The 14,594-nt window shown below is 73.8% G+C and carries 13 protein-coding genes; 4 read left to right on the top strand and 9 right to left on the bottom strand.

All coding sequences use genetic code 11. From position 1 onward, the window contains the following. Positions 1-16 precede the first annotated feature (16 nt). The 3 genes from TPA0908_RS28005 to TPA0908_RS27995 all read right to left on the bottom strand — a co-directional run bounded on the left by TPA0908_RS28005 (position 17) and on the right by TPA0908_RS27995 (position 2,977). Complete coding sequence (locus tag TPA0908_RS28005) at positions 17-736, bottom strand: VOC family protein (protein ID WP_281943036.1); 720 nt, start codon at positions 734-736, stop codon at positions 17-19. 128 nt (positions 737-864) lie between these two features. Further along, positions 865-2,241, bottom strand: a complete 1,377-nt coding sequence (locus tag TPA0908_RS28000) for a DUF4352 domain-containing protein (protein WP_281943034.1) — start codon at positions 2,239-2,241, stop codon at positions 865-867. 79 nt (positions 2,242-2,320) lie between these two features. Then, a complete protein-coding gene (locus TPA0908_RS27995) occupies positions 2,321-2,977 on the bottom strand; it encodes a 4'-phosphopantetheinyl transferase family protein (RefSeq protein ID WP_281943032.1) in 657 nt (218 codons plus the stop codon). Between the two features lie 120 nt (positions 2,978-3,097). Here TPA0908_RS27995 and TPA0908_RS27990 point away from each other — a divergent pair, with 120 nt between their 5' ends. Further along, on the top strand, positions 3,098-3,367 hold the full coding sequence (locus tag TPA0908_RS27990; protein ID WP_107157130.1) for a hypothetical protein: 270 nt from the start codon (positions 3,098-3,100) through the stop codon (positions 3,365-3,367). 56 nt (positions 3,368-3,423) lie between these two features. On the opposite strand, the gene TPA0908_RS27985 is transcribed toward TPA0908_RS27990, so the two are convergent. The 3 genes from TPA0908_RS27985 to TPA0908_RS27975 form a co-directional block, all read right to left on the bottom strand. After that, the gene (locus TPA0908_RS27985) at positions 3,424-4,197 is read right to left on the bottom strand and encodes a peptidase (RefSeq protein ID WP_281943029.1); all 774 of its coding nucleotides are present in this window, start codon (positions 4,195-4,197) and stop codon (positions 3,424-3,426) included. A gap of 2 nt (positions 4,198-4,199) precedes the next feature. Then, on the bottom strand, positions 4,200-5,489 hold the full coding sequence (locus tag TPA0908_RS27980; protein WP_281943027.1) for a VWA domain-containing protein: 1,290 nt from the start codon (positions 5,487-5,489) through the stop codon (positions 4,200-4,202). A 359-nt stretch (positions 5,490-5,848) separates the two neighbouring features. Beyond that, positions 5,849-7,522, bottom strand: a complete 1,674-nt coding sequence (locus TPA0908_RS27975) for a dolichyl-phosphate-mannose--protein mannosyltransferase (RefSeq protein ID WP_281943026.1) — start codon at positions 7,520-7,522, stop codon at positions 5,849-5,851. Between the two features lie 92 nt (positions 7,523-7,614). Here TPA0908_RS27975 and rsmI point away from each other — a divergent pair, with 92 nt between their 5' ends. Next, positions 7,615-8,454, top strand: coding sequence for a 16S rRNA (cytidine(1402)-2'-O)-methyltransferase (gene rsmI, locus TPA0908_RS27970; protein WP_374709275.1), 840 nt, complete (start codon positions 7,615-7,617; stop codon positions 8,452-8,454). A gap of 106 nt (positions 8,455-8,560) precedes the next feature. On the opposite strand, the gene TPA0908_RS27965 is transcribed toward rsmI, so the two are convergent. Continuing rightward, positions 8,561-9,388, bottom strand: coding sequence for a hypothetical protein (locus tag TPA0908_RS27965; protein ID WP_281943022.1), 828 nt, complete (start codon positions 9,386-9,388; stop codon positions 8,561-8,563). Between the two features lie 127 nt (positions 9,389-9,515). Between TPA0908_RS27965 and metG the strand changes: the two genes are divergently transcribed. Beyond that, a complete protein-coding gene (metG, locus tag TPA0908_RS27960) occupies positions 9,516-11,318 on the top strand; it encodes a methionine--tRNA ligase (RefSeq protein ID WP_281943021.1) in 1,803 nt (600 codons plus the stop codon). 57 nt (positions 11,319-11,375) lie between these two features. Here metG and TPA0908_RS27955 read toward each other — a convergent pair whose 3' ends face one another. Beyond that, positions 11,376-12,227 (bottom strand): alpha/beta fold hydrolase, encoded by an 852-nt coding sequence (locus tag TPA0908_RS27955; RefSeq protein WP_281943020.1) that lies wholly within the window; start codon positions 12,225-12,227, stop codon positions 11,376-11,378. 58 nt (positions 12,228-12,285) lie between these two features. Next, a complete protein-coding gene (locus tag TPA0908_RS27950) occupies positions 12,286-13,530 on the bottom strand; it encodes a hypothetical protein (RefSeq protein WP_281943017.1) in 1,245 nt (414 codons plus the stop codon). Between the two features lie 82 nt (positions 13,531-13,612). Between TPA0908_RS27950 and TPA0908_RS27945 the strand changes: the two genes are divergently transcribed. After that, positions 13,613-14,542: a TatD family hydrolase gene (locus tag TPA0908_RS27945; protein WP_281943016.1), complete on the top strand. Its 930-nt coding sequence runs from the start codon at positions 13,613-13,615 to the stop codon at positions 14,540-14,542. Positions 14,543-14,594 lie beyond the last annotated feature (52 nt).

Genomic DNA, 14,594 nt, shown 5'->3' with positions numbered 1-14,594 from the left:
GGTGCGGCGGGAACGGCTACTCCGGTGGCAGCAGGGCGGTCAGGTCGGCGGCGTGCCGCAGCGTGTCGGCCAGCCGGCCGTGCAGCGCCTCGTCCAGCGGCACCGCGTCGGCCCGCCGCAGCAGCCCACGCGCGACCGCCGGCTCGTCCAGCAGCAGCGCCAGCTCGGCGCGGTAGACGAGCGCCTCGACGTGGACGGCCGGATCGTCGGCGGCGTCGGGCCGGGCCAGCGCGCCGTCGAGGATCCGCGCGGCCTGCTCGGGCATCCCGCGCGAGTCGGCCTGCACCACCGCGTTCCGCAGGGCCCGGGCCAGCCCGGCCCGGTCGTCGTCCGCGTCCGGGGTGGCGGCCCGGGCCACGAACCGGATCCAGTTGCCGCCGGGGTCGACGATGCTGAACCCGGTGTGCCCGTCGGCGTTGTGCCGGAGCCGGGGGCGCGTCATCCGGGGCACGCCGGAGACGAGCACCTTGCCGTAGGTGGCACGCAGGCCCGCCGCGAAGGCCCGGTGGATGCCGACCGGATCGTCCACCACGACCAGGCAACTGCCGTACGAGGTGGCCGGATCGAACTCCGGCATGCCGAAGAAGTGCAGGTTCAGATCCTCCCGGCGCAGCGCCAGGTACGGGTTGGGGCGCGCCTGCCGGTGCGTCACCTCGAAACCGAGGGCCCGGTAGAACGGCGCGACGTCGTCCAGGGAGCGGCACGGCAGCAGCGGGATGGTGGTCTCGTTCGCCATCCGTCGAGCCTGGCGGCCGGCGAGTGGCACACGCACATGAAAAGACCCGAACGGCCCGGCGGCACCGACCGAACGGCCCTCGGGGCCGGCCCTCGACGGGACCGGCCCCGGGCGGGGTCACGCGCCGGTCAGGGCTTCCAGGACCCGGCGGTACGCAGGTGGTGCTCGTACTCGACGACGCCGTTGCGGTCCTTGACGTCGAAGATGAGCTGACCGCTGCGCTTGGAACCGGCCGGCAGGTTGTTGCCGGAGGTCATCAGCTTGCCGCAGCCGGAGAACGCGCCGGCGATGCCGCTCTCCTCGGTGCCGTCCGCGCCCTTCCAGGTGAAGAAGAACGGGTTGATCGAGCCGGTGCCCTTGGTGACCTCGGCGGACACGTCGGCGATCAGGAACGTGCCGTTCTTCGGGGCGGACGCGTACTCCCGGCAGGCGCTGTCCTTGGTCCGGAAGTTGCCGACGATGATCTCCACCGTGCCCTCGTCGTCGTTGACGATCAGCTTGTCGCCGGCGGGCATGTTGAACGTCTCGTCGTCGGTCGTGCCCGGCTGGGGCGTGGTGACGGACGGGTCACCGGTGGGCGGCGGGGGATCGATCGGGTTGCTGTAGCTGATGTCCGGGGTGGGCAGCGTGTCGATCGCTTCCTTGGTCTTCTTCGCGCCGCTGTAGAGCGCGAAGATCCCACCGCCGCAGCAGAGCAGCAGCAGGACCACCACCACGATGCCGACGGTGAGCCAGACGTTCCGGCCGGACTTCTTCGCCGGCGGCCCGAACGGCTGCCCCGGTGGCGGCGGGTACGGCCCGGTCGCCGGGTACGCCTCACCGCCCGGCGGCGGATACTGCCCACCCGGCGGCGGGTACGGCGCGCCCGACGTGGGCGGATACGGCGGCTGCGCCCCGCCCGGCGGCGGGTAGCCACCCGGCGGCGGGTAGCCACCTGCCTGCGGGTAACCCTCCGCCTGCGGGTAGCCACCTGCCTGCGGGTAACCCTCCGCCTGCGGATAGCCACCCGCCTGCGGGTACGCCCCACCCGGCGGGTACGGCGCGCCCGACGTCGGTGGCGCCGGCGGGTACGCCTCGGTGGACGGTGGCGGCGGGAACGCCTGGGTCGACGGCGCCGGCGGATAGGCCTGGGTCGGCGGGGCCGGCGGGATCGCCTGAGTCGGTGGGGCCGGCGGGAACGCCTCGGTCGGCGGGGCCGGCGGGATCGCCTCGGTCGGCGGCTGGGGCGCGCCGGAGGTCGGCTGGGACGGGAACGCCTCGGTGGCCTGGGCCGGCGGGAACGCCTGGGTCGGCGGGGCCGGCGGCTGGGGCGGCCCGGAGACCGGCGGCTGGGGCGGGTGGGGCGCGCCCGAGATGGGGGCCGTCGGCGCGTCCGAGGTCGGCGGCGGCGCCCAGGGGCTGCCGGACACCGGCGGCATCGGCGCGGTGGGGAACGCCTGCGTCGGCGGTTCCTGCGGCTGCTGGTCCGGGTCCTGTGACCCGGACGGAGGCTGAGGGTGGCTCACCGTACTCCTTGGGCACCTTCGGGAGGAGATTTCAGTCGGGACGACGGTACAAGCCGTCGACAACGCCGCCGTCCGGCCCTCACCGACGTGCCAGGACGGCGGCGGTACGGATCAGGTCGTCGTCCACCACGAACCGTCCGGTGATCGACGACGGCGGATCGGGCACCGGGGCGGCGGCGAGCCGGGCCGGCGCGATCTCGGCGCGGAACGTGCCCGCGTCGGGGTCGAGCGTGAGCCGGGCGTCCGGGAAGCCCAACCAGGTGCCGACGAGCGGGTACCAGACCTTGTAGACGGTCTCCTTGGCGCTGAACAGCACGGTCGGCCAGGGGAGCCCGGACGGCAGCCGGACCAGGTCCGCCTCCTCGTCGGGGCGGCACACCTTCCGGCGTACCCCCGGGGTGAGCGGGCGGTGCCGCTCGGCGTCGATGCCGACCGCGCGCACGTCGGTGGCGCGGGCGACGGCGGCGGCGCAGTAGCCCTGGGTGTGGGTGATCGCTCCGACGACGCCGGCTGGCCAGACCGGGGCGCGGTCCGGGCCGGTGGGCAGCGGCGTGACCGGCAGGCCGAGCGCGGCGAGCGCCCGGCGGGCACACGTCCGGCCGGCGGTGAAGTCGCGCCGGCGGCGGGGCACCGCGCGGTCGCCCAGGCCGGCCCGCTCGGCCGGCAGCAGCGTGCCGGACCAGTCGGCCGGACCGGCCACCGCCACCGCCACGGTGGACGGCAACAGGTCACGCACGTGCGTCAGTGGGTGACGGGGACACGCGGTGACCGTACCGTAACGGCGGAGCGCAGTGTGGCGCTGAAGGAACGTTGTGGGGGGAGGCAGCGTCATCGACATCGATGGAAGGAGTGGCCGATGGCCCCCTGTGTGGAGGCGTCGGAACCACGGTCCGGCGAGCACGTCCCCGTGACGCCCGACTGGACCTGCGGCTCGTGCGGCGAAGACTGGCCCTGTGCCACCAAACGCCGGAACCTGCTGATCGAGTACCAGGTGGACCGGGCGTCGCTGAGCGTCTATCTCGGTTCCTGCCTGGCGGCCGCCACGCACGACCTGCGTGCCGCGCCGGTCACCGCGTTGCAGGACCGGTTCATCGGCTGGGTGCCGCGCGGTTCGCGTACGGTCTGAGTGTGGCGCTTCCGGTGGCCGCCGCGTCGGGTTCGCGGCGGCCACCGGTCGCGGTCTCAGCGGCGGCGGGGCCGCCGGGTGAGGGCGAAGCCGACCACGCCGGCCACGGCGGCGAGCACCCCGCCCACGCTGGTCCACACCCAGCGCGAGCCGGCTTCGGGGAGCCAGCCGGTCAGGTCGGTCTCCTCCTCGGCGGCCGGCTCCGGCGTCGGCTCGGCGGTCAGCACCGTCCCGGCCCGCGTGTTCGGCACCAGTGGCGCCGCCAGTTCACCGTCGTCACCGGACGCGCCGCCGGAGTCGGTCGCGCCGGCCAGCAGGTCCACCTCGATCGGCAGGCCCAGGTCGGGCTCGGGCAGGTCGGTGACGGAGAGCCGGACGTAGTAGGTGCCGGGCAGCGGGTCGCCGGACCACGGCTCGGCCCACGGCCGCACCCGGCGCAGCGTGCAGCCGAGCGTCACGCCGGTCGCCGACGCGTCCACGGTGGGGGTCTGCGCGCCGGCCGTGCACGCCTGCCGGCGACGCAGCCCGTCGAACACGTCGACCGTCCAGGTGGACGGGCCGGTGCGCGGCTTTCCGAAGGCGACCGTGACGCCGACCTCGTGCACCTGCCCGGCCTCGGCCCGGAACGACCAGTACAGGTGGTCGCCGGTCGAGGCGCCGACCCGTACCGGCTGGCCGGCGGTGATGGTCGTGGCGGTGAGGAACGAGGTGCCGGCCTTGGTCACGGTGGTCGCGCCCGGGGACGGGCTCGGTGCGGCGAGGGCGGCGCCGGGCGCGAGCGCGAGGCCGGCGGCGGCGGTCGCCGCGGCGACGCGGATGAGCGTACGCATCCTCAGTTCTCCCTCCAGGTGGCGACCCACCAGCGGGTGAGCAGCCCGGCGACCAGGCCGGTGACGAGGCCGGCCAGGATGAGCAGGAGCAGCAGTGCCCAGCCGCGGCCCAGGTCCGGCCCGTCCGGGGCGGGGGAGGCGGCGACCACGTCCACGGTCAGCTCCACCGGCATGCCCGGTTCGGCGCGGGTGCCGGCGCGGGCCGCGAACGAGTTGCTGACCACCAGGCAGACGGTCCGGGCCGCCGCGGTCGCGCTCGGGGTGGGCGTCGGGCCCGCCGCGTCCTCCTCCTCGGCGGCCGACCAGCGCAGGCCGGCCGAGACCACGTCGGTACGTCCGCTGCCGGCGTCGACGCCGCGCACCAGTTCCCGCCCGTCCGGCGCGGTGGCCCGCAGCAGCACGCCGTAGTCCGGGTTCACCGGCCGGTCCAGCCCGATGCTGACCGAGGCGCGCAGCTCCTGCCCGGCACGCACCGGCACCCGGTACCAGCGGTGCTCGGAGAACGCCTCCCGGTCGGTGTAGACGCCGGGCGCGAGCAGCGGCGCGTCCGCGCAGGCCGCCGTGCCGCCGACCACCGCCGGGGTGACCGTGTACGTGTCGCGGGCCCGGTCGACGAGCTGCTTGATCCGGCCGGTCAACTCGTCGGCGCTCTGCGCCGCGGTGTAGGTGCCGCCGGTGGCGCCGGCGATGCAGAGCAACTGCCGGCGTACCTTCTCGTCGGGGGCGAGGCCGAGCGTGTCGACCACCAGCCGGGTGCCCTGCGCGGCCAGCTCGCGGGCCACCTCGCACGGGTCGGGCGGGGCGCAGGTGTCCTCGCCGTCGGTGATGAGCACGATCCGGCGGGCGGTGCTGCCGGTGCCCAGGTCCTGCGCGGCGGAGCGCAGCGCCAGCCCGACCGGGGTGAAACCGGTGGGGCGCAGCCCGGCGACGGCGGCCTTGGCCTGGGACCGGTCCACCGGGCCGACCGGCACGATCTGCTGGGTGTCCCGGCAGCCCTGCTTCTTGTCCTTGCCCCGGTAGGTGGCGCCGAGCACCCGGATGCCGAGCTGCGTCTCGTCGGGCAGGCCGTCGACCACCTCGTTGAACGCCTGCTGGGCGACGCTGATCCGACTGCGCCCGTCGATGTCGCGGGCCCGCATCGAGCCGCTGACATCGAGCACCAGCTCGACCTTGGGTGGTTCGGCGGCGGGTTCGGTGGTCTCGTCGTCGGCCCCGGCGGGGCTCGGACCGATCAGCGCGATCGCCGCCAGCAGTCCCCACAGGACGGCCGTCGATCGTCTCTTGTTGATCACCGGGCGAGTGTAGTGAGATCCACAATGGAAGATCATCCGGGTGGTGGGTGCGACCCGGTCGACGATGGTGTCGAACTCGTTATGTTCCCGGGGGATGACCCACCGTTAGCTACCCGATGTAAACCTTTCGGGGGGTGGCGCGTTGGTCGGGAATCTGACTGAGCTGCACCCGTTGTGCGGCCGGCGCAGTGTGGTTAAGCTCTGTCTTGCGCGCCCCAATCGCCCGCTTCCCCCGTGGCAGGCGATCGGGGCGCGCTTTTTTCTGCCCCAGCCCGCCATGCAGATCGGCGGCGCGGGCGCAAGCACATTTCGGCCCGGTGGAGAGGTCTCCACCGGGCCGTCGTGCGTTCAGGCCGCGGTCAGATCCAGCGGCCGTCCAGCCACATCCGGGCGGACCAGTCCGCGTACGGCAGCAGCTTCCCCACGAAGATCGGATAGAAGTAGCCGAAACAGAGCGCGACCAGCAGCACGTAGGCGCCCGCGATGATGCCGCCGACCAGACGGCGGTCATTGGTCTGCTCCTCGCTCGGCGGCGCGGCCGTGCCGGTGACCGGCGCGGGGGTGACGATCGCGCCCAGCACGTAGACCACGGCGAGCACCAGGAACGGCACTGCCGGCGCGGCGTAGAACGAGAACATCGTCCGGCCGTCGAGCGCGAACCAGAACCAGGGCAGCAGCCCGGCCGCCGCGCACAGCAGGATCGCCCCGGCCCGCCAGTCCCGCCGGGCCAGGCCCAGCCAGACGGTCGCGGCCAGCGCCGGCAGGAACGACCACCAGAGCAGCGGGGTGCCCAGCAGCAGCACCTCGGAGGCGCAGCTCGCCGCGCCGCAGTTGCCGTCACCGGACCAGGCGAACGCCACCGGCCGGCCCAGCAGCAGCCACTGCCACGGCCAGGACTGGTACTTGTGCGGGTCGTCGAGCTGGGTGTGGAAGCCGTACGCGGCCTTGTGGTATTCCCACAGGTTGATCAGCGCGCCGAACACGGGCGTGTCGCTCAGGCCCTCGACGTTCGGGTAGCGGCTGGCCAGACGGTAGTAACCCTCGTCGCTCAGCAGCCAACCCGACCAGGTGGCCACGTAGGTCACCACCATCAGCACGCCGGCCGCGAGCAGCCAGGGCAGCTCGTCGAGGACGGCGTCCCGCCACGGGCGGCGGACCCCGGCCGACCGGCGGACCCCGACCTCCCAGAGCAGCACCAGCAGCGCGAACGCCGGCACGAAATAGATCCCGCTCCACTTCACCGAGCAGGCGCAGCCGAGCAGCACGCCGGCGAGCAGCCGCCACCACGGCCAGTTCCGCCAGCCCGACGCCGGCCGGCCGGCGCGCCCCGGCACGGTCGGGTCGAGGCCGGCCGCCAGCGCCCGGGACCAGCGTCGCCGCCGGGCGTCCCGGTCGAGCACCAGCGCGCCGAACGCGGCCAGCACGAACAGCAGCAGGAAGATGTCGAGGATCGCGGTGCGGGACAGCACCAGGTGGAAACCGTCGAGCGCGAGCAGCAGACCCGCCGCGCAGCCGAGCGTGGTGGAGCGGAACATCCGCCGGCCGATGCGCACCAGCAGCAGCACCGACAGCGTGCCGCAGACCGCCGCGCCGAACCGCCAGCCGAACTCCGGGGCGGTGGTCATCAGGTGCCCCGGCACCGAGATGTTGGTCTCGGCGTCCTGGTAGCCGAAGGCCCACTCGCCGAGCCCGATCAGCCACTTGCCCAGCGGCGGGTGGACCACGTACGACGGGCCGTTGTCCTTGTAGTTCCACTCGACGCCCCGGTCGATGAGCCCGTACGCGTCCTTGGCGTAGTAGGTCTCGTCGAAGATCTTGCCCGAGGGGTGGCTGAGCCCGACGAAGCGCAGGATCGCGGCGATCGCCACCACCACGGCGGTGGCCAGCCACGCCTGCCCCCGGCCCAGATGGTCGTCGACCGTGGCGAGCCGACGCCGGACCGCGGCCGGGATGCCACCCCCGCCGTCGTCGCCCGGTGAGCCGGCGGCCCGGTCGGTGGTGGAGGGCTCCTGTGCTGTCGAGGCACTCGTCACCCGGCGATCGTAGGCTGCGAGGGTGCCCGGTGGCGTCCATCGTCTCCGAAATTGGTACGACCATCGATGAGGGAGCGCACGCCGTGGGGGAAATGTCCGAGGTGGGACGGTTGGTGCTGCTCGGCGCGCCGCTGGGCAACCCGGCCGACGCGTCCACCCGGTTCCGCGAGGTGCTCGCCACCGCCGACGTGGTCGCCGCCGAGGACACCCGGCGGCTCACCCGGCTGGCCCGCGACCTCGACATCACCGTGCCCGGCCGGATCGTCTCCTACTTCGAGGGCAACGAGGAACGGCGTACCCCGGAACTCGCCGAGGTGCTCACCGCCGGCTACACCATCGCGCTGGTCACCGACGGCGGCATGCCGAGCGTCTCCGACCCCGGCTACCGGCTGGTGCGGGCCGCGCTGGAGGCCGGCGTCCCGGTCACCGCCGCCCCCGGCCCGAGCGCGGTCACCACCGCGCTGGCGCTGTCCGGGCTGCCCTGCGACCGGTTCTGCTTCGAGGGCTTCCTGCCCCGCACCCCCGGCGCCCGCCGTTCCCGGCTGCGCGCGCTGGCCGGCGAGGAACGCACGCTGGTGCTCTTCGAGGCGACCCACCGGATCGCCGGGGCGCTTGCCGACCTGGCCGAGGCGTTCGGCCCGGACCGGCCCGCCGCGCTCTGCCGCGAGCTGACCAAGACCTACGAGGAAGTGGTCCGCCGGCCCCTGGGCGAGCTGGCCGAGTGGGCCGCCGCGGGCGACGTACGCGGCGAGATCACGCTGGTGGTGGCCGGTGCGCCGGCGACCCCGGCGGTCCGCCCCGACGACGACGCGCTGCGCGCCGCGGTGGCCGAGCGCGAGGCGGCCGGGGCGTCCCGGCGGGACGCGATCACCGAGGTCGCGACCGCGTACGGGCTGCGCCGCCGCGACGTCTACGCGGTCGTGCACCGCTGAGGCTGAGCCGCCGTGTGTGTAAGGAGGGGCCCCCTTTTAACACCTCGTTGTTAGAGGGGTCCCCTTCTCTACCGGAGGCGTTAGCAAGGGGCCCCTCCTTGCACCATCACCAGGCGGCGGCGAGGAAGCCGATCAGGATCAGCAGGGGGCCGGCCACGGCCAGGCCGACCGCCCAGCGCCGCTGTCGCGGGTCCGTCAGTCGGGTCGCGCCGGTCCATCGGGCGATCCCGGCGGCGCAGCCCGCCACCAGGGCCAGCCCGAGCAGCCAGCGCAGGTGCCGCCCGACGCCGGAGTCCGCGTACGCGGTGGCGCCGCCCGGTCCGGTCATCCGGGCCGGCAACGTGCTGCCGGTGGCGGTGTGTCCGGCGGGCACGCCGCTGACCCGTACGCCCTGCGCCTGGAAGCGGTCGCCGTCGGCCTGGAAGATGCCCCGGCAGCGTTGGGTGAGTCCGTCGCCCGCGCACTCGGTGATCATCACGGTGCCGCCCGTCGAGTGCCCCACCGCCAGCCAGAACGGGCCGGCGCTCACCCAGGCGAAGAACGCGGCGAGCAGACTCAGCGTCACCAGCACGGCGAGCCCGGCGGGCGGGTCCGGCGGGTGGACCGGGCGGGCCGGCTCCCGCCGGGCGCGGATCCGGACGGTCCGGCGGCGCGGCTCGTCGCGCAGCGGCGTGCCGTCCCAGTGCACCTCCTCGATCGGCGCCCAGCCGGTCGCCTCGTCGCCGGCCGGGGCGGACCGCCGCTGCCAGCGCGGCTGCCGCACCGGCACCCGGCGCGGCACGGCGTCCACCGGCGCCCCGGTGGTCGGCTCCACCTCCACCGTCGGATCCACCGGGTCCACCCGGGGCTGCGGGGCGACCGGCGTGCCGCGCGGCGCGGCCCGGGCGGACGCGGACGGCTCGGGCGCCGCTGGTCTGCTGGTCACGCCGTTCATTCCACACCTGCGACGCGGGCTCGCCGGGCAGCTCAGACCGCGTGTCGGCGACAAATCGGGCGTACGCCGGGCCGGCCCGCCCTATTGGTTCGCGGGGCGCCCACGGCAATCACTAGTCTTGACGCTCATGAGTCACGTTCTCGCCGCGGTCGCCTGGCCCTACGCCAACGGCCCGCGCCACATCGGCCACGTATCCGGATTCGGCGTTCCCTCCGACGTCTTCGCCCGGTACATGCGGATGGCCGGTCACGACGTGCTCATGGTCTCCGGCACCGACGAGCACGGCACCCCGATCCAGGTGCAGGCCGACGCCGAGGGGGTCACCGCGCGTGAGCTGGCCGACCGCTACAACCGGGTGATCGCCGAGGACCTGCGGGCGCTCGGCCTGTCGTACGACCTGTTCACCCGCACCACCACCCGCAACCACTACGCGGTGGTGCAGGAGCTGTTCACCGGGCTGCACCGCAACGGCTACATCGTCCCGAAGGTCACCACCGGGGCGATCTCCCCGTCCACCGGCCGCACCCTGCCGGACCGCTACATCGAGGGCACCTGCCCGATCTGCGGCTACGACAGCGCCCGCGGCGACCAGTGCGACAACTGCGGCAACCAGCTCGACCCGATCGACCTGATCCACCCCAAGTCGAAGATCAACGGCGAGACGCCGGAGTTCGTGGAGACCGAGCACTTCTTCCTCGACCTGCCCGCCCTCGCCGACGCGCTGCGGCAGTGGCTGGACACCCGGGAGGGCTGGCGGCCCAACGTGCTGCGGTTCTCCCGGAACCTGCTCGACGACCTCCAGCCCCGGGCCATCACCCGGGACCTGGAATGGGGCGTGCCGATCCCGCTCGACGGCTGGCAGGACCGGAACGACAAGCGGATCTACGTGTGGTTCGACGCGGTGATCGGCTACCTGTCCGCCTCCATCGAGTGGGCCCGCCGCACCGGCGACCCGGAGGCGTGGCGGAAGTGGTGGTCGGCCGACGCCGAGGGGAAGGACGCGCTCGGCTACTACTTCATGGGCAAGGACAACATCGTCTTCCACTCGGTGATCTGGCCGGCGCTGCTCGGCGGCTACTCCGGCGAGGGCGCCCGCGACGGCGAGCCCGGCCGGCTGGGCCGGCTCAACCTGCCCACCGAGGTCGTCTCCAGCGAATACCTGACCATGGAGGGGCGGAAGTTCTCCTCCTCCCGCAAGGTCGTCATCTACGTCCGGGACTTCCTGGAGCGCTACGACGCCGACGCGCTGCGCTACTTCATCGCGGTCGCCGGCCCGGAGAGCAACGACACGGACTTCACCTGGGCGGAGTTCCTCCGCCGCAACAACGACGAGCTGGTCGCCGGCTGGGGCAACCTGGTCAACCGGTCCGTGTCGATGGCGGCGAAGAACTTCGGCGCGATCCCGCCGGTCGACCCGGCCGGGCTCACCGACGCCGACCGGGCGCTGCTCGACGTCGCGAAGGCCGGCTTCGCCACCGTCGGCGACCTGATCGCCCGGCACCGGCAGAAGCAGGCCATCGGCGAGGCCATGAAGGTGGTCGCCGAGGCCAACAAGTATCTGTCCGAGCAGGCGCCCTGGAAGCTCAAGGGCGACGACGACAAGCCGCGGATGGGCACCATCCTGCACGTCGCGCTCCAGGTGGTCAGCGACGCCAACACGCTGCTCACCCCGTTCCTGCCGCACTCCGCCCAGCAGATCCACGAGCTGCTCGGCGGCACCGGCACGCACGCGCCGATGCCCGTGATCGAGGAGGTCGACGACCTCGACGGCGGCCCGGCGTACCCGGTGCTGACCGGCGACTACACGGTCGGGGCGCGCTGGGAGTCCGTACCCCTGGAGGTGGGCCGGCCGCTCGCGGCGCCCAAGCCGGTGTTCCGCAAGCTCGACCCGTCCATCGTCGACGAGGAACTGGCCCGCCTCGCCGGCTGATCACGACGGCACCGCGGCCCCGGGGGAACACCCCCGGGGCCCGCGTGTCGTCCGGGGTCAGGCCCGGGCCATGCTCGGCTTGCCGATGAACTCCATGATCGCGTTGTTGACCTCGGTCGGATGGGTCCACGGCGTGCCGTGCGGGGCGCCCTTGAGCGTGACCAGCTTGGCGTCGGACAGCATGTTCACCAGCCGCTGACCCGTCTTCGGGTACGGCAACACGTTGTCCTTGTCGCCCTGGATGATCAGCACCGGGATCTTGATGTTCGGCAGGTCGCCGCGGAAGTCGGTCTGCCAGGCGTCCACCGAGTCGTGGGTGCCCTTCGCGGACGCCTGCGCGCCGATCTGCCAGTGCGCGTGGTACGCCTCGTCGCTGACCAGCTTGCCCTTGTTCTCACTGGCGTTGAAGAACACGTCGCAGAACTGCGTCAGGTAGGCGAACCGGTCCTGGATGATCGCCTGCTGGAACCCGTCGAACAGGCTCTTCTCCACCCCCTCCGGATTGTCCGGCGTCTTCAGCAGGAACGGCGCCAACGGGGCCATCACCACCGCGCGAGACACCCGGTCCGAGCCGTACGCGCCCAGGTAGCGGGTGACCTCGCCGGTGCCCATCGAGTGCCCGACCAGGATCGCGTCCCGCAGGTCCAGCTCGGTCATCAACACGTCCAGGTCGGCGGCGAACGTGTCGTAGTCGTAGCCGAACGCCGGCTGCGCGGAACTGCCGAACCCGCGTCGGTCGTACGTGATCACCCGGTACCCGGCGGCGAGCAGCGGACCGCTCATCTTCTCCCAGGTCGCCCCGTTGAACGGGAAACCGTGGATCAGCACGATCGGCTGACCGGAACCGTGATCCTCGTAGTACAGGTCGATGGGTGCGGAGTTCTCCGTACCGACGGTGACGAAAGGCATGTCGGAATTCCCCCTCGCGTGGGTCTCGGACGCCCACGCCTTCCCCACCCGCCGCCGGCTATGCGTCGCGGCGCGGGTACGGCAGGTCCACCACCCGGTCCTCGGTCAGTTCGCCACCCGGCGCCCACACCTCGTAGACGCCCCGTTCGTGACACTGCGCCCCGGTCACCGCCACCGCGTCCGGATCCGGGCGACGCAGCCGCAACCGCAGCCAGCCCGCCTCCTCCCGCAGCACCAGACAGGGCACCCCGCGCCACACGGCAGTCCGCAGCCGCCGGGCCACCGCGTCCACCGGATAGCGGGCCGCCCGGGTCATCGCCAGCACCCGGAACCCGCCGGGCTGGTCGGCCACCGCCTCGTACTCGGCCCCGGCGTACGCGCCGACCAGCCGGGTCGAGCGCGGCGCGTCGCCGGTCGGCACGTACTCCTGGTCGGCGGCGAGGCCGGGCACCGCGGCCAGCAGGTGCCGCCACTGCGGACCGGCCAGCCGTAGCCAGCCGCGCTGCTCCGCCTGATAGGTGTAGAGCACCACCTCCACCCCCTCCGCCGGGTAGGCGAGCAGCGTGGCGTTGGCCGGCACCGGCAGGTCGGCGAAGTCCCGGGTGACGAACTCCGGGACGAGTTGCCCGTCGCTCGGCACGAACCCGGTACCCAGCACCGGCGGCCCGATCCGGTCCCGGGGCGGCAGGGCGGTCAGCCCGCGGTGCGCCGGGCCGACCGGGACGTCGTAGTCGGACGGGTCGGCGGCCCGCCACCGCAACGCGTACGCCACGTCGCCGCCCTCGGAGTCGCCGCGCAGCACCGCCAGCCCCGCTGGCGTCCGCAGGTGCGCCACGTCGTGCTCCCGGTAGCAGAAGCCGTGCGGCAACCAGCCCCGCACGTAACCGGCGAGCTGCCGGGCGGAGAGCACCTTCACCATCCGGGTGCCCGGCCGGATCACCGCCGACGCCCGCACCGCGGCCAGCGTCGGGTCGCCCGCCGCCGCCGGCCGCTGGCTGAGCTGGTGCACGTACGCCCAGCCCCGGTCCCGGTGCACCGGCATCAGCAGCGGCGAGTCGGGCTCCTCGGTCGGCTCGGCCGCCCCGTGCACCGCCTCCACCTCGGTCGCGTGCACGAACTTCCGCCAGGGCAGGCCGCCACCCGGCCGGGGACACCACTCGAAGCCGGGCACCTCGTCGGCGCTGAACAGCTCGTACGCCGCGCCCCGGGCGAGTTCCTCGGCCGGGTGCACGCGCCCGTCGTACGCCACGCGCAGCCCGGTCCGCTCGGAGGCGGCGCCGCCGGTACGGTCCGTGACGGTCATTTCCGGGACGCTAGGCCGGCCAGATGTGGGGCGTGTGAACGGCCGGTGGCGGTCCGGGAACGCGGCCCGGCGCGAGTGTGTGATGCTGGCCGCGATGACCGAGCAGACCGAGACCCGCAAGCAGCGCGCCGCCCGCCGGGCCGGCGAGTTCCCACCCGCCCCCGAGCCGCTGCCGATGCCGGTACCGGACAGCCACACCCACCTCGACATCACCGTCGGCGAGTACGGCGTACCCCCCGGCGGCGACGGTGGCTCCTCCTCGGGCGGCGCGGGCGACGGCGACCCGGTCGCCGCCGCGCTCGCGGTCGCCGCCGACGCCGGCGTGGACCGGCTCGTCCAGGTCGGCGTGGACATCGCGTCGTCCGAGTGGAGCGCCGACGTCGCCGACCGGTACGCCGCGGTGCTGGCCACCGTGGCGCTGCACCCCAACGAGGCGCCCCGCCTCGCCGACCTGGACGAGGCGCTGCGCCGGATCGAGGCGCTCGCCGGGCGGGACCGGGTCCGTGGGATCGGCGAGACCGGGATGGACTTCTTCCGCACCGGCGAGGCGGGTCGGGCCGCGCAGGAGGAGAGCTTTCGGGCGCACATCGCCATCGCCAAGCGCCACCGCAAGGCGCTCGTCATCCACGACCGCGAGGCGCACGCCGACGTGCTGCGCATCCTCGACGACGAGGGCGCCCCGGACACCGTGGTGATGCACTGCTTCTCCGGCGACGCCGACTTCGCCCGCGCGTGCGTGCGCCGGGGCCACCTGCTCAGCTTCGCCGGCACTGTCACGTTCGGCAGCGCCGCCGCGCTGCGCGAGGCCGCCGCCGTCACCCCGCCGGATCAGATGCTGGTGGAGACCGACGCGCCGTACCTGACCCCGATGCCGTACCGGGGCCGGCCGAACGCGTCGTACCTGATCCCGCTGACGGTCCGGTTCCTGGCCGACACCACCGGCGCCGACCTGGACGAACTCTGCGCCGCGCTGTCGACCAACGGTGAGCGCGCCTTCGGCCCGTGGCGGTGAGAAGGGGTCCCTTCTCGACGCCAGGCGTTAAGAAGGGGCCCCTCCTTTCACG

This window comes from Micromonospora sp. AKA38 (assembly GCF_027925725.1).
Lineage (GTDB): Bacteria > Actinomycetota > Actinomycetes > Mycobacteriales > Micromonosporaceae > Micromonospora.
Note: the sequence above shows the minus strand (reverse complement) of the source record. Positions and strands in the feature narration are given on the sequence as shown.